This is a genomic window from Streptomyces sp. NPDC058964 (assembly GCF_042741275.1).
In the GTDB taxonomy this organism is placed as follows: domain Bacteria; phylum Actinomycetota; class Actinomycetes; order Streptomycetales; family Streptomycetaceae; genus Streptomyces.
In genome coordinates this window covers 1-13,381 of record NZ_JBHYKH010000060.1, presented here as the reverse complement: position 1 = coordinate 13,381, position 13,381 = coordinate 1, and the positions used below count along the sequence as shown (strand labels likewise).

14 protein-coding genes and 1 pseudogene are annotated in these 13,381 nt (G+C 71.8%); 7 read left to right on the top strand and 8 right to left on the bottom strand.

Annotation, left to right across the window (positions count from 1 at the left end; genetic code table 11):
• The 3 genes and pseudogenes from ACFW2E_RS10785 to ACFW2E_RS10775 all read right to left on the bottom strand — a co-directional run.
• Window positions 1–1,469 (bottom strand): annotated as a pseudogene (locus tag ACFW2E_RS10785) (ATP-binding cassette domain-containing protein); the annotation flags it as partial.
• Window positions 1,470–1,723: 254 nt separating this feature from the next.
• Entirely contained in the window at window positions 1,724–2,158 is a 435-nt protein-coding gene (locus ACFW2E_RS10780) for a hypothetical protein (RefSeq protein WP_384464590.1), read from the bottom strand.
• Window positions 2,149–2,799, bottom strand: a complete 651-nt coding sequence (locus tag ACFW2E_RS10775) for an ATP-binding protein (protein WP_384464587.1) — start codon at window positions 2,797–2,799, stop codon at window positions 2,149–2,151. Before ACFW2E_RS10775 ends, ACFW2E_RS10780 begins: the two co-directional genes overlap by 10 nt.
• Window positions 2,800–3,000: 201 nt before the next feature.
• On the opposite strand from ACFW2E_RS10775, the gene ACFW2E_RS10770 reads away from it, so the two are divergent.
• The 3 genes from ACFW2E_RS10770 to ACFW2E_RS10760 all read left to right on the top strand — a co-directional run bounded on the left by ACFW2E_RS10770 (window position 3,001) and on the right by ACFW2E_RS10760 (window position 5,050).
• Window positions 3,001–3,861, top strand: coding sequence for a helix-turn-helix domain-containing protein (locus ACFW2E_RS10770; protein ID WP_384464584.1), 861 nt, complete (start codon window positions 3,001–3,003; stop codon window positions 3,859–3,861).
• Window positions 3,862–4,137: a DUF397 domain-containing protein gene (locus ACFW2E_RS10765; RefSeq protein ID WP_384464581.1), complete on the top strand. Its 276-nt coding sequence runs from the start codon at window positions 3,862–3,864 to the stop codon at window positions 4,135–4,137.
• Between the two features lie 100 nt (window positions 4,138–4,237).
• On the top strand, window positions 4,238–5,050 hold the full coding sequence (locus tag ACFW2E_RS10760; RefSeq protein ID WP_384464578.1) for an SAM-dependent methyltransferase: 813 nt from the start codon (window positions 4,238–4,240) through the stop codon (window positions 5,048–5,050).
• Window positions 5,051–5,254: 204 nt separating this feature from the next.
• On the opposite strand, the gene ACFW2E_RS10755 is transcribed toward ACFW2E_RS10760, so the two are convergent.
• Window positions 5,255–6,676, bottom strand: a complete 1,422-nt coding sequence (locus tag ACFW2E_RS10755) for a PLP-dependent aminotransferase family protein (protein WP_384464575.1) — start codon at window positions 6,674–6,676, stop codon at window positions 5,255–5,257.
• A 47-nt stretch (window positions 6,677–6,723) separates the two neighbouring features.
• On the opposite strand from ACFW2E_RS10755, the gene ACFW2E_RS10750 reads away from it, so the two are divergent.
• Window positions 6,724–7,242 (top strand): carboxymuconolactone decarboxylase family protein, encoded by a 519-nt coding sequence (locus ACFW2E_RS10750; RefSeq protein WP_384464573.1) that lies wholly within the window; start codon window positions 6,724–6,726, stop codon window positions 7,240–7,242.
• 30 nt (window positions 7,243–7,272) lie between these two features.
• Here ACFW2E_RS10750 and ACFW2E_RS10745 read toward each other — a convergent pair whose 3' ends face one another.
• The 3 genes from ACFW2E_RS10745 to ACFW2E_RS10735 all read right to left on the bottom strand — a co-directional run bounded on the left by ACFW2E_RS10745 (window position 7,273) and on the right by ACFW2E_RS10735 (window position 10,328).
• Window positions 7,273–8,760 (bottom strand): glutamate synthase subunit beta, encoded by a 1,488-nt coding sequence (locus ACFW2E_RS10745; RefSeq protein WP_384464632.1) that lies wholly within the window; start codon window positions 8,758–8,760, stop codon window positions 7,273–7,275.
• Window positions 8,761–8,917: 157 nt separating this feature from the next.
• The gene (locus tag ACFW2E_RS10740) at window positions 8,918–9,397 is read right to left on the bottom strand and encodes a DUF1772 domain-containing protein (protein WP_384464629.1); all 480 of its coding nucleotides are present in this window, start codon (window positions 9,395–9,397) and stop codon (window positions 8,918–8,920) included.
• Window positions 9,398–9,632: 235 nt separating this feature from the next.
• On the bottom strand, window positions 9,633–10,328 hold the full coding sequence (locus ACFW2E_RS10735; protein ID WP_384464570.1) for a DUF2293 domain-containing protein: 696 nt from the start codon (window positions 10,326–10,328) through the stop codon (window positions 9,633–9,635).
• A gap of 94 nt (window positions 10,329–10,422) precedes the next feature.
• On the opposite strand from ACFW2E_RS10735, the gene ACFW2E_RS10730 reads away from it, so the two are divergent.
• The 3 genes from ACFW2E_RS10730 to ACFW2E_RS10720 are packed head-to-tail and all read left to right on the top strand — an operon-like array spanning window position 10,423 to window position 12,072.
• The gene (locus ACFW2E_RS10730; RefSeq protein ID WP_384464626.1) at window positions 10,423–11,064 is read left to right on the top strand and encodes a uridine kinase; all 642 of its coding nucleotides are present in this window, start codon (window positions 10,423–10,425) and stop codon (window positions 11,062–11,064) included.
• Complete coding sequence (locus ACFW2E_RS10725) at window positions 11,027–11,641, top strand: pyridoxamine 5'-phosphate oxidase family protein (RefSeq protein ID WP_384464567.1); 615 nt, start codon at window positions 11,027–11,029, stop codon at window positions 11,639–11,641. Before ACFW2E_RS10730 ends, ACFW2E_RS10725 begins: the two co-directional genes overlap by 38 nt.
• Window positions 11,638–12,072 (top strand): CBS domain-containing protein, encoded by a 435-nt coding sequence (locus ACFW2E_RS10720; protein ID WP_384464564.1) that lies wholly within the window; start codon window positions 11,638–11,640, stop codon window positions 12,070–12,072. Before ACFW2E_RS10725 ends, ACFW2E_RS10720 begins: the two co-directional genes overlap by 4 nt.
• A 36-nt stretch (window positions 12,073–12,108) precedes the next feature.
• Here ACFW2E_RS10720 and ACFW2E_RS10715 read toward each other — a convergent pair whose 3' ends face one another.
• Window positions 12,109–13,236, bottom strand: coding sequence for a magnesium and cobalt transport protein CorA (locus tag ACFW2E_RS10715; protein WP_384464561.1), 1,128 nt, complete (start codon window positions 13,234–13,236; stop codon window positions 12,109–12,111).
• Window positions 13,237–13,381: the final 145 nt, after the last annotated feature.

The window sequence follows — 13,381 nt, the reverse complement described above, 5'->3', positions numbered from 1 at the left end:
GGCGGTCCGCGCACCACCCGCCCCCCGCCCTCTCGGCGCCCCTCGCCCGCAGCCTGTGCTGCGCGCGGGGACCCCTATCAACGGCCGACGGCGACGTTCACCTTCGCGGTGAACGGCCAGCGCTTGAAGTCCTGGGCGACCATCGCGATGCGCTCGGCCAGCTGGTGCCGGTCGGCGGTCGCCGTGTCGACGCCGTCCCACATGATCCGGCCCCGGTCCGGCCTGTAGAGGCCCGCGAGCAGCTTGACCAGGGTCGTCTTGCCCGAGCCGTTCTCGCCCACCAGCGCGACGATCCGGCCCAGCGGGAGCGAGAGCGTGACGTCGTCGAGGGCGGGACGCGCGGCGTCGCCCGGATAGGTGAAACTGACGTTCTCGAACCGGATCTCCCTCGGGTCCTCCGGCAGCGGCTCCCCGCCGACAGGGATCGCCCGATCGGCGGCCTCGACGTACAACCGTTGCAGATCGCCCACGAACAGGGCCTCCTCGTGCAGCTGGTTGATCTCCAGGACGAGCGTGTCGAGGCTCGCCGAGCCGGTTCGGATCGCGATCACCGCCGTACCGGCCACGGACAGTGCCATCGCGCCGGACAGCAGCAGCGCGCCCAGTGTCGCGTACGTCGCCATCGTCGCCAGGCCCGTCCAGGCCGCCGCGATCAGGCCCGTGCGCGCGGCGAGCCGGGACAGCCGGGCCTGTTCCGCCTCCGCCGTCTCCGACATCGCCCTGAAGTGCCGCAGCAGGAACGGGCCGACGCCGTGCACCCGGATCTCCGGGGCGGCCTCCGGTTCGGTGAGCAGGGCGCTGATCAGATGCCCTGCGCGGGCGTGCTGCACCCAGGTGTGGAAGGACTCGTACCGGCGCCGGGCGTTGGTCAGGGCCCCCCAGGCGCTCGGCAGGGTCATGGTCACCAGCAGCGGCAGCAGGGCCGGGTGCAGCACGGTCAGCACGCCCGCCGCGGCGACGAGCGAGATCACCGCGTTGATCACCCGGGTGCCGTAACTGATCATGCGGCGGGCGGACTGGGCGCCGTACTGCGCGGTGTCCAGCAGCTTGTGGAAGGCGTGGTCCTCGATCGCGGCCAGTTCCACGGCCGCCGCGCGCTCCAGGTACAGCTCGGTCGCCACCCGCTCCACCTTGGGCTCGAGGCGGCCGGTGGCATACGTCGACGCGGCCCGCAGCAGGGCGCTCACCAGCATCACCGCGGCCATCGCCACCAGGGCGGGCGCGGCACCGCGCAGCCGCTCCTCGATCGGGCCCCCGCCGATCAGCCGCCCCAGCACACTGTTCACCGCCAGCAGGCTCACCGCCTGGGCCACGCCCCTGCCCGCCTCTGCGGCCAGCACGGTCCGCGCGGCCCGCTCGTCGGCCTGCCGGGCCAGCCGGAAGCTCGACGCCAGCATGCCGGGCAACCGCGTCACCATGGCCCGGAAGCCCAGTTCCAGAAAGGCGTCCCGGTGCTGGTTCCACCCCATGTCGTACCGCAACGGCCCGCCGAACAGCAGCCGTTCCGACTCGGACACCTCGGGTTCGACCCCGCCGCTCTTACCCACCGGACCTCCCCCGGGTCGTGGACGGACGGCCACTATCGCGGGGCGAGGTCCTCAGAGGCAGGGCGCGTGGAGCGGTGGCGTGAACGTGCGGGCGTACGCCCAGCGGCAACGGTGTGTGTACACGGCGCGCGTCGGGTCGTACGCGTCCTGTCCCGCCGTTCCGGCGGGCGCGGCGCTCACGCGCTGATCGGGCGCGACCAGTCCGGGGTAGTGCCCGTCACCCGGCACAACGCCAGATACAACAGGATCGGCGGGGTGTACGGAACCGTGCCGTCCGGCCGGTTGATGAGGCGGGCGACCTCGGGGATCCTGGCTCCGGCGGCGTAGTGGGCCGGAGCGGGCCAGGGCAGGGCGTAGTCGGAGTCGGCCGGGACGATCCACCACCAGTGCGCCTCGTCGGCGTACACGCATCCCACGCGCGTCAGCCGGGGCACGATCAACGGTCCGAAGCGGGCAGGCACGGCCACCGCGTCGCAGCCCAGCGGCGCCGTCATGCCCCGGGGCAGGGGCAGGGGGCCGGGCGTGCCCGGAGTGCGCCGCTCGCGCCGCAGACGCACCAAGCTGTCCAGTCCGAGCACCTGGCCGGCCCCGGGGACGCGGTTCACGGCCATTCCTGCCTCGTACGGCGCGGGCCCTGCGCCTGGGGCCCCACACGGTGCCGTGTCCCCGTCTGTTCCTGCTCGTCCGAGCCGTTCGACTGCCCCGGTTCGGAGCGGGCGCCCCAGCCCAGGTCGTTGCGCGGCTCGGCCATGTCACGGGCGGCGTCGGTCTGGCGCGGCAGCTCGGCCCAGACCAGCAGTCCGGGTCCGCTCTCCTGGGCCCCCCAGGCCCGGCACAGGGCGTCGACGAGGAGCAATCCCCTCCCGTGCTCCTCCTCGGGCCGCTGCGGGGACGGGTGGGGCTCGCCGGGGGCGCAGCCCTCGTCGCGCACGGCTATGCGGACCGTGTCGTCGTGGTCGTGCAGTTCGCACACGACGCGACTGCTCGCGGTGTGCACGATCGCGTTGGTGACCAGCTCGGACATGACCAGTTCCGCCGTGTCGCAGGTGTCCGCGCAGACCGACCAGCCGGTCAGCCGGGCACGCGTCAGGCGTCTCGCCTGGGCGGGAGAACCCGGATGTGCGGCCAACTCGAACCGGAACCGGCGCGCGGCAGCGGCCCCACCTGGGGCGAGTCCCGCGGCGGCGCCGAGACCGGAACGGTCTGCGGCGGCGTCTGTTCCTAAGGGCGCGGACGGAATCACGCTTGCCACTATCTCCCCGCCGTGAACACTTGGCAAGTGTCACTCTGAAAAATGCAGAGTGCCGTGTGACGCGGTGAAGGGCCGTGGCACACTGCTCGCAACAGCACCTCTAGCGGCGCCAGTTCGGATCACCGGGGATCCACAGGATCTACGAGCCGGTCTTCGAATGGCGCCGCAGGGCTGTCAGGATTCGTTCGTGGAGGTGGGAGCGTGAGCGAACCGCGGTCCGCGCCGACGGTGGGGCAGGTCGTCCTCGGGCGGCGCCTGCTGGACCTGCGGGAACGCGCCGGTCTCAAGCGCGAGGAGGCCGCCCGTGTCCTCCGTGTCGCCCCCGCCACCGTCCGCCGCATGGAGATGGCCGAGGTCGCGCTCAAGATCCCGTACCTCCAACTGCTCCTGAAGGCCTACGGCGTGCCCGACGAAGAGGCCGACCTCTTCGTGCGCTTGGCCGAGGAGGCCAACAGGCCCGGCTGGTGGCAGCGGTTCCACGACATCCTGCCGGGCTGGTTCTCGATGTACGTCAGCCTGGAGGGCGCGGCCGCCCTCATCCGCTCCTACGAGCCGCACTTCGTGCCGGGGCTGCTGCAGACGGAGGACTACGCGCGCGGGGTCCTCAAGTCGGGGGCCATCGGCCAGACGTGGCCCGAGGACATCGAGCGTCACGTCGCGCTGCGCATGCAGCGCCAGGAACTGCTCACCCGTCCCGACGCCCCCCGTTTCTGGGCGGTGATGGACGAGACCGCCCTGCGCCGGCCGATCGGCGGCCCGGAGGTGATGCGCGCGCAGATCGACAGACTGCTAGAGGCCACGAAGCTGCCCAATGTGACCCTCCAGGTCGCCCCGTTCGCCAACGGGCCGCACCCGGGCACCTACGGGCCCTTCGTGCTGTTCCGATTTGCCATGTCAGAACTGCCGGACATGGTCTACAGCGAGTACCTGACCGGCGCCGTCTACCTGGACGCGCGCTCCGAGGTGGCGACCCACCTGGAGGTCATGGACCGCATGGCGGCGCAGGCCGCTACGGCACATCGCACGAAGGAGATCCTCCGGGATCTCCGCAAGGAGTTGTGAATGGATCGCATCAAGTCCCAGTCCGGGCCGCGGAACCGCGCCGAGCGGATCTACAACGGCATGCCCGCACGGGAGTTGGGCAGCGAGGGCTGGCACAAGCCATGGAGCGGCGGAAACGGGGGCAACTGCCTGGAGGCGATGAAGCTGGCCGACGGCCGGATCGCCGTCCGCCAGTCGACCGACCCGGACGGGCCCGCGCTCATCTACACCTCGGACGAGATGACCGCCTTCATCGAGGGCGCGAAAGCGGGGGAGGCCGACTTCCTGCTGTCCTGAGCGGCCCGTTGCTCTGATTTCTTGCTCAACTTCCTTATCTTGGTACTGACTTGATCATTCACTGTGTCATTCACTGTGCCAGCTGCTTACGGAGTGCCTCATGACCGGGCAGGACCCCACGGCCGCCGCCGAGATCGACACCAGCAGGCCGCACCCCGCGCGCATGTACGACTGGTATCTCGGCGGCAAGGACAACTACCCCGTCGACGAGGAGATGGGCCGGCAGATGCTCGCCCTCGACCCGAGGGTGCCGGTGATGGCGCGGGTCAACCGGGCCTTCATGCACCGCGCCACACGCTGGCTGGCGCGGAACGGCGTGCGCCAGTTCCTGGACGTCGGCACCGGCATACCGACCGAGCCCAACCTGCACCAGATCGCCCAGTCGGTCGCGCCCGACGCCCGTGTCGTCTACTGCGACAACGACCCGATCGTGCTGGCCCACGCGGCGGCGCTGCTGCGCAGCACACCCGAGGGCACGACCGAGTACCTGCAGGCCGACGTGCGTGATCCGGCCGCCATCGTCGAGGGCGCCAAGCGGGTCCTGGACTTCGGCCGTCCGGTCGCGCTCTCGCTCGTCGCCCTTCTCCACTTCGTCTCGGACGAGGACGGCGCGCACGAGCTGGTCGACCGGCTACTGTCCGAACTGCCCTCCGGAAGTCACCTGGTGATGACCCACGCCACCGCCGACTTCACCCCGCAGGAGTCGGCGGCGGCCACCGAGAAGCTCAGGGCGGCGGGCGTCACCCTGGCGCTGCGCTCCCGCGCGGAGTTCGCCCGCTTCTTCGACGGGCTGGAGCTGGTGGACCCCGGCGTCGAGATCGTCCACAAGTGGCACCCGGAACTGGGCGAAGCCGTTCCCGGACAGGACGACGGGGTCATCCCGGGATACGGGGCGGTGGGGCGCAAGGCGTAGGTCCGCCGGAGCGATCGAGGTGCGCGGTGCCGGCCGCGCACCCGGGCCGGCCGCGCACCCGGGTCGGCGGTGGCCGGGGTCGGCGGTGGCCGGGGTCGGTCGAGTCCGGGGTCGGTCGAGTCCGGGTGCGGACCGGCGGTCATCGGCTGCGGGGCCGGTTCCGGCCCTGCGCACGTCATCCGAGGCCGGTTCCGGCCTCCGCCGTCATCCGGGCGGCAGAACGGCGCACAGCGCCTCCAGCGCGGCTCCGTACGCGTGCTCCGAGGGCGTCGCGTACCCGACCACCAGACCGTCACCCGCGTCCGCCTCCGACGCAGGGTGCCGGAACGCGGCGAGTCCGTCGAGGGCCACGCCGTGCCAGGCGGCCGCCTTCACCGCGGACCGCTCGGTGCCCGGCGGGAGCCGGAGCACCGCGTGCAGCCCGGCCGCCACGCCGGTGACCTCGACGTGCGGCGCGTGCGCGGCGAGCGCCTCGACCAGCCGGTCACGGCGGCGCCGGTAACGCTGCCGCATCCGCCGCACATGACGGTCGTACGACCCCGAGACCACGAAGTCCGCGAGGGCCAGCTGGTCCGGCACGCTCGCCCACGCCTCCCGCTCGCCCTTGGCCGCCAGCACGGCGTCGACGTACCGCTCCGGGAGGACCATCCACCCCAGCCGCAGTGCGGGCGACAGGCTCTTGCTGACCGAGCCGATGTGGATCACCCGCTCGGGGTCGAGGCCCTGGACCGCCCCGACCGGCTTGCGGTCGTACCGGAACTCCCCGTCGTAGTCGTCCTCCAGCACCACACCGCCGCGCGCGCGAGCCCAGTCGGTCACGGCGCTCCGGCGCCCGGCGTGCAGCGGGCCGCCGGTCGGGAACTGGTGCGCGGGCGTGAGCAGCACGGCCCGTTCGCGCCCCAGCAGGTCCACGCGCGCGCCGTGCTCGTCCAACGGGAGCGGCACCGTCCGCACACCGGCCGCCGCGAGCAGCTCCCGGTGGAACCCCAGCCCGTACGCCTCCACGGCCAGCGGGCCACGGACCACACCGCCGCCGCCCTGGCCGAACAGCAGCCTCAGCGCGTGCGCGAAACCGGAGCAGATCACGATCCGGCCCGGTTCGGTGCGCACACCACGCGCGCGTGCCAGGTACTCCGCGAGGGCCTCGCGCAGCTCGGGCCGTCCCGCGGGATCGCCCGGCCCGAACGCCTCGCTGGGCGCCGCCCGGAGCGCCCGCCGGTACGACGCCGCCCAGGCCGTGCGCGGGAACGCCGACGCGTCCGGGGTGCCCTGTCTGAGGTCGTGCCGTGGTCCACGCGCGCGTGGCGGAGCCTTCCTCGGCACCCGTGCGGTGTCTCGCAGTGGCTCGGCCCGCTCGGCGACCCGGGTGCCCGCGCCCTGCCGTGCGGTCAGCCAGCCCTCCGCGACCAGCTCCGCGTACGCGTCCGCGACGGTGTTCCGGGCCACGCCGAGGTCGGCGGCGAGCGAGCGGTATGGCGGCAGCCGGGTGCCGGGAGCCAGCCGTCCGCCCCGCACGGCCTCGCGCAGCGCCCGGATCAGCGAGGCGCGCCGCCCGCCCGGCCCGGACAGCTCCAGATGCAGGTCGGTGCCGATCCGCTCCGCCGAATTGACCCACGATTCCGTCATGTAAATGCACCCTACAGAGGGTCTTTCGGGGCCGTAGGTTGCAGGACATGACGACGAACGCCGCCACCGCCACCGCCACTGCCGGTGCCATCGCCTCCGCCGGGGCCGGCCGGACCCGCCTCGACTTCGCCAAGTCGGCCCCCAAGGTCTTCCGCGCCCTCATCGGCTTCGACGCCGCCGCCCGCGAGGGTCTCGACCCCGCTCTCGTCGAACTCATCCAGATCCGCGGCTCGCACCTCAACCACTGCGCCTACTGCCTGCACATGCACACCAACGACGCCCGCAAGGCGGGCGAGAGCGAGGACCGGCTGCACATGGTCGCCGTGTGGCGCGAGGCCCGGCACTTCTTCACCCCGAAGGAACAGGCCGCCCTCGCCCTGACGGAGGCGGTCACCCTGGTGGCCGACGCGGGCGTCCCCGACGACGTCTACGCCGAAGCCGCCGCCCACTTCGACGACGAGGAGGAACTGGCCCACGTCCTGGCCCTGATCCTCACCATCAACACCTGGAACCGGGTGGCCCTGTCGACGGGCAGGGTGCCGGGTACCGACGAACGCCGCCGCTGAGACCCGCCGGCCGCCTCCCGGCGCCGCCGCTCACACGGTCATCGGCCGGTCGTACGGCGATATCGGCGCCGGCAGCCGCGAACTCCCCGTCAGATAGCGGTCGACGGCGGCCGCCACCGCCCGTCCCTCCGCGATCGCCCACACGATCAGCGACTGTCCTCGCGCGGCGTCCCCGGCGGCGAACACGCCGGGGACGTTGGTCGCGAAATCGCGGTCCCGGGTGATCGTGCCGCGGGGCTCCAGCGCCAGCCCCAGCTGGTCGATGAGCCCGTCCTCCCGGTCCGGCCCGGAGAACCCGAGGGCGAGCAGCACGAAGTCGGCGGGGAGCGTCCGCCCGGTGCCCGGCACGGGCTGCCGTGCCGCGTCCACCTCGACCAGGTGCAGCGACCGCACCTGTCCGCTCCGGTCCCCGGTGAAACGGAGCGTCGACGCGGCGAAGAGCCGGGCGTCGGCGTCCGCCGCCGGCGCCGTCTCCAGATCACGCGCCTCCTCGTGCGCGGCGGACAGCCGGTAGATCTTGGGATACGTCGGCCAGGGCTCGGAGTCGTCGTCCCGCTCGGTACCCGGCTGGGCGTAGATGTCCAGCTGGGACACGGACGCGGCGCCTTCCCGCACCGCGGTCCCCAGACAGTCGGCCCCGGTGTCACCGCCGCCCACGATGACGACGTGCTTGCCCACGGCGGACATCGGCGAGACGTCCAGATCCCCCTCGCACACCCGGTTGGCCAGGGGCAGATACTCCATCGCCTGGTGTATCCCGGTCAGCTCCCGCCCCGGCACGGGCAGTTCGCGCCACGCGGTGGCTCCCGTCGCGATGACGACGGCGTCGTACCGCGACCGCAGCTCGGCCGCCCCGATGTCCCGCCCGACCGCCGTCGCCGTACGGAACTTGGTGCCCTCCGCGCGCATCTGCGCCAGCCGCCGTTCCAGATGCCGCTTCTCCATCTTGAACTCGGGGATGCCGTACCGCATCAGCCCGCCCAGCCGGTCGTCCTTCTCGTACACGGCGACCGTGTGGCCGGCCCGGGTCAGCTGCTGGGCCGCGGCCAGTCCCGTCGGCCCCGACCCGATCACCGCGACCGTCCGCCCGGACAGCCGGTCCGGGGGCCGGGGCGGTACGAACCCCTCCTCCCACGCCCGGTCGCCGATCGCGCATTCGACGTTCTTGATGGTGACGGCCGGCTGGTTGATCGCGAGAACGCATCCCGCCTCGCACGGCGCCGGACACAACCGGCCGGTGAACTCCGGGAAGTTGTTCGTGGCGTGCAGCCGGTCACTGGCCGCCCGCCAGTCCTCCCGCGACACCAGGTCGTTCCACTCGGGGATCAGGTTGCCCAGCGGGCAGGCGTCGTGGCAGAAGGGGACTCCGCAGTCCATGCACCGGTCGGCCTGCTTGCTGATGATGGGCAGCAGCGCCCCCGGGACGTAGACCTCGTCCCAGTCCCGGACCCGCTCCTCGACGGGCCTGCGCGGCCACTCCTCGCGCGGCGTGGTCATGAAACCCTTGGGATCGGCCATGGTCGTCTTCCTTGCGTACGCGTACGACGGGCCGTGCGGCATCGGGCGCACTCTTTCGGCCACGATACGTCTCCTCGGCCACACGCGCAGGGTGGTGGACAGCGCTTTCTCGGAGGCGTCTCCCAGGCACGAGCCGGCTACCGGCAGGGGACCGCCCTCAGGTGAGTGCCAGCACGTACACCACCGCGGCCGCCGCCGAGGCGATCGTGCGGACGTGGTTCCACACGGTCCACTGGCGCACGTACGTCGGCCAGTACGAAGCGGCCTCCGGCGTTCCGGGGTCCAGCTCGCCGAGGGTGTTGTTGCGGGGCACGTTCGCCACCACGGTCACTCCGAACGAGCCGAACAGATACAGAGCGCTGCCCAGCAGCAGTTCCACTTTCCCGTCGTCGGGCCACAGCAAGAACGTCACCACCGCGATCACCGCGCACAGCACCGCCGACCCGGCGAACACCAGCATGAAGGCCGGTGTCACGGCGGCCACGTTGATCGCGTTCATCGCCGCGACGCCCTGCGCGGGCGGCAGCGCCGCCAGCCCCCTCATCACGAATGTCGAGAACCCGCAGAAGACCCCGGCGACCAGGCCGGTCCCGAGCACACCCAGCAGGGTCAGTACGAAATACGGCCCATCGATCACGACCAACGCACACTCCCACCTCCGAGCCGGGCCCCACCCGGCACTTTCGTCCCCTCCAGTGAATTCCCACCCGGGCACGGTGCCCATGGCCGAGGACCGCGACCGCATACGCGGGCGTCCACACGGGGCACCGGTGCCCGGTCCCAGCCCCCTCCTTCCTCGGCTCAGCCCACCCCCCTCGGCTCAGCCCAGCTCCCTCCGCTCCCGGTCCGCGTCCTTCCGGCGCCAGCTCACGTCAGCCCACTCCGGCCCCGGTCCCGCGCCACGCACGCAGTACGGTCTCCACCGCCGGCGCGATCCGCCGCCGTGCCTCGTACCTGGCCACCCCGCTCATCAGCAGCTGGTCGTACGGTGTGTCCAGGTGCCGTACCGACGCTACGACCGCCGAGATCACCGCGCCCTCGGACAGCGCCCGCCCCGCGGCACTCCTCCCGACCCGGCCACTGCCCCGCACCGAAGCGTGCCCGGCGATCGCCCGCGCCCGGTCCGCCGGGCACCCGGGAAACAGCCGCCGGATCTCCGCCGCGAATGCCTCCGTGAACCGCACGTCCTCCGCCGTCCTGCGCCGCGCGTCCCGTGCCCGCCGCCGTCGCCGCGCCTCGGCATCGGCCAGGCAGCGTTCCTCGGCCCGGGCCAGGGCCGCCTCCTCCACGAGGACGCCCTGCCGCTCGTACCGGCTCCTGCGCCGGTTGAAGCGGACGACCACCGCCCACAGCGCACTCTCCTCCCGCGACCTGCGGGTCAGCGCGGTGTCGCCGCGCGGCAGGAACACCAGGTGTCCGAGGTCGGCGCAGTCGAGGCAGCGCGGCGCACCGTACTCCAGCACGAGCAGCGACAACGGCCCGCGGCGGCAGGCGGCGCACTGCTTGCGCCGCAGCGGCTGGAAGACGAGAAGTCCACCGTGGTGCCGGGGAGTTGCGAGGCGCGCCATGCACGGTTTCTTCCCCGTGCGGCCCGGGATCTCCCGGCGGGCCCGCCTCGGTCTTCCCCGTGCGGCCAGGGACCGTCCGGCAGCACCCGGCATGATGGCGACCGTGCGACTGGAAGCGATCACCTGGGACCGGCTCGGCGTACTGCTCGCCGAGCGGCTGCTGGACCTGAAGCCCGCCGACGGCGGACCCTGGCCGCGCGTCGCCTTCGACGGCGCCCCGGCGGCCCGCCCGGGTGACCTCGCGGAGCGCGTCGCGGAGGAACTGCGCGTGCGCGGCCGTCCCTCCCTCGTCCTGGGTACCGAGGGATTCCTGCGTCCCGCGTCGCTGCGTCTGGAGCACGGCCGACGGGACGTCGAGTCGTACTACAGCGGCTGGTTCGACACCGCCGCCCTGTGGCGCGAGGTCTTCGGCCCGCTCGAACCCGGCGGGGACGGTCGTGTCCTGCCCGACCTGTGGGACCCGGCCACCGATCGGGCAACCCGCAGCTCATACGTCCGACTCCCGCCCGGTGGGCTGCTGTTGATGCACGGTCCTCTCCTCCTGAGTCACTGGTTCCCCTTCGATCTGAGCGTCCATGTCCTCCTCTCGCCGGGCGCCCTGCGCCGCCGCACGCCCGAGAGCGACCACTGGACGCTCCCGGCCTTCGAGCGGTACGCGGACGAGACCGACCCCGTCACGACGGCCGACGTCCTGGTGCGTGCCGACGACCCCCGCCACCCGGCGTGGAGCGGATGAACCGAACATCCCTCTCCACGCTTTATATGCGTATACATCTAACTGTCTTGACGTCACGACGATCTCCTCGGCCTCCTCGACGAACGAACCCACTTCCTTCGACGAATTTGTCCGCGCCCTTCTCGACGGCAGGAACTCCGCCTGCGTCGCGACCCTCGGCCCTGACGGTGCCCCGCAGAACTCGGTGTGCTGGATCAAGCGCGAGGGCGACACCGTGCCCTTCTCCTCCGTCGGCAACCGCCAGAAGGTGCGCGACCTCCGCCGCGACCCGTGCATCGGCCCCTCGGTCTTCGATCTGGCCAACCCCCACGCCTCGGCCGAGATCCCCGAGCTCTCGCACAAGTACCTCGGCATCGACCCGCCCGCGGAGAGGGACGACGAGGTCCGCGTGATCGTCAGGATCGGTCCCGCCGAAGGCCGTGGCCTTCCCGGCCTGAGGATTCAGCCCGATTGTTTGGCCCGGGGATCCGGTCTGAGGGTGCGGTCATGGACCCGTGCGCGAGACAATGAGAGACGCCGGGATCAGCGGTGCGTCCCGCGCCGCGCCGGCACATTCGGCATCGGAGGTACCTCATGACCACCGCCGGCGACATCATGCACCGTGGCGCTCAGTGGATCCCCGCCCACGAGACCCTCGACCGCGCCGCCCAGTTGATGCGGGAGCTCGGCGTCGGCGCCCTGCCCATCAGCGACCAGAACGAACGCCTCTGCGGAATCCTCACCGACCGCGACATAGTCGTCGGGTGCGTGGCCATGGGGCGCGACCCGGCCAAGGTCACCGCCGGCGAGATGGCCCAGGGAACGCCCCGCTGGATCGAGGCGAGCGCCGATGTGGGCGAGGTGCTCCAGGAGATGAAGGACCACCAGATCCGCAGGCTTCCCGTCATCCAGGACAAGCGCCTGGTCGGCATGATCAGCGAGGCCGATCTCGCCCGGAACCTCAGCGAGGACCAGATCGCCACCTTCGCGGAGAGCGTCTACGCCAGGACCACCCCGTCCCTCCACTGACCGTGGCGCCGGGCGTCAGGCCCTTCCGCGGGCCGGTCAGAGCCAGCCGTTGCGACGGAATCCCCGGTACAGAGCGAGGCACGCGACCGATATCACGCCGAGGACCAGGGGATAGCCGAACCGCCAGTGCAGCTCCGGCATGTGATCGAAGTTCATGCCGTAGACACCGCACACCATCGTCGGCACGGCGATCACCGCGGCCCAGGCCGTGATCTTCCGCATGTCCTCGTTCTGCGCGACCGTCACCTGCGCCAGGTGCGCCTGCAGGATCGAGTTGAGCAGTTCGTCGAAGGAGGCGATCTGCTCCTTGGCCCGCATGAGGTGGTCCAGGACGTCCCTGAAGTAGGCCTGTATCTCCGGGTCGACCACTCGTATCGGGCGGGTGGCGAGATCCTCCACCGGGCGGGCGAGCGGCACGACGGCCCGCTTCAGCTCGAGGAGTTCACGCTTGAGCTGGTAGATCCGCCCGGGGTCGGCGCGTGCGCCGTTCTCCGCGAACACGTCCGTCTCGACCTGGTCGATGTCGGCCTGAACCGCGTCGGTGACGTTCAGATAATCGTCGACCACATGGTCCGCGACCGCGTGCAGGACCGCCGCCGGCCCCTTCACGAGCTGCTGCGGATCCGACTCCAGCTCCTCGCGCAGCGGCCCCAGCGAGCCGTGCCGGCCGTGCCGCACCGTGATCACGAAGTCACGGCCGACGAACACCATGATCTCGCCGGTGTTCACCACCTCACTGGTCGCCGTGAGCTGTTCGTGCTCGACGTAGCAGACCGTCTTGAACACCGCGAACAGCGTCTCGCCGTACCGCTCCAGCTTCGGGCGCTGATGGGCCTCGACCGCGTCCTCGACCGCCAGCGGGTGCAGGTCGAACAGCTCGGCGATGCCCGCGAACTCACGGACCGTCGGTTCGTGCAGTCCCAGCCACACGAAACCGTCACCGTGCTTGCGCACCCGCTCCACGGCGTCCACCAGGTCGCCGCCCCCGGGGACCCGGACGCCGTCCCGGTACGTCACGCAGTTGACCACCGACGAGCCGAGCGGTGACCGGGCGGGGTGGCTCAGGTCGACCCGCGGCCGCCGCCGGGCCAACCGCGCAACCTTGCGCAGGCCGGTGACCCTGCCCAGGTCCCTGACCTTCCGCAGATTCCCTGCCATGGACATCTGGCTCTCCTTGCGTGGCTCTCCTCGCGCCGTGCTGCCGCGCCTTGGCTGGAAAGTCTGCCAGTTCGGCGCGAGACGCGGGTGAGCCTGTGGGAACAGACAGTTCCGTTTAGTTCCCGGTTGTGGACAAGGCATTCCCTTGATG

Excerpts from the sequence above, each read along its gene's own strand:
- ACFW2E_RS10780 (WP_384464590.1), bottom strand. The coding sequence starts at position 2,158 with ATGGCCGTGAACCGCGTCCCCGGGGCCGGCCAGGTGCTCGGACTGGAC.
- ACFW2E_RS10765 (WP_384464581.1), top strand. The coding sequence starts at position 3,862 with ATGGATCGCATCAAGTCCCAGTCCGGGCCGCGGAACCGCGCCGAGCGG.
- ACFW2E_RS10760 (WP_384464578.1), top strand. The coding sequence starts at position 4,238 with ATGACCGGGCAGGACCCCACGGCCGCCGCCGAGATCGACACCAGCAGG.
- ACFW2E_RS10755 (WP_384464575.1), bottom strand. The coding sequence starts at position 6,676 with ATGACGGAATCGTGGGTCAATTCGGCGGAGCGGATCGGCACCGACCTG.
- ACFW2E_RS10750 (WP_384464573.1), top strand. The coding sequence starts at position 6,724 with ATGACGACGAACGCCGCCACCGCCACCGCCACTGCCGGTGCCATCGCC.
- ACFW2E_RS10745 (WP_384464632.1), bottom strand. The coding sequence starts at position 8,760 with ATGGCCGATCCCAAGGGTTTCATGACCACGCCGCGCGAGGAGTGGCCG.
- ACFW2E_RS10735 (WP_384464570.1), bottom strand. The coding sequence starts at position 10,328 with ATGGCGCGCCTCGCAACTCCCCGGCACCACGGTGGACTTCTCGTCTTC.
- ACFW2E_RS10730 (WP_384464626.1), top strand. The coding sequence starts at position 10,423 with ATGGCGACCGTGCGACTGGAAGCGATCACCTGGGACCGGCTCGGCGTA.
- ACFW2E_RS10720 (WP_384464564.1), top strand. The coding sequence starts at position 11,638 with ATGACCACCGCCGGCGACATCATGCACCGTGGCGCTCAGTGGATCCCC.
- ACFW2E_RS10715 (WP_384464561.1), bottom strand. The coding sequence starts at position 13,236 with ATGTCCATGGCAGGGAATCTGCGGAAGGTCAGGGACCTGGGCAGGGTC.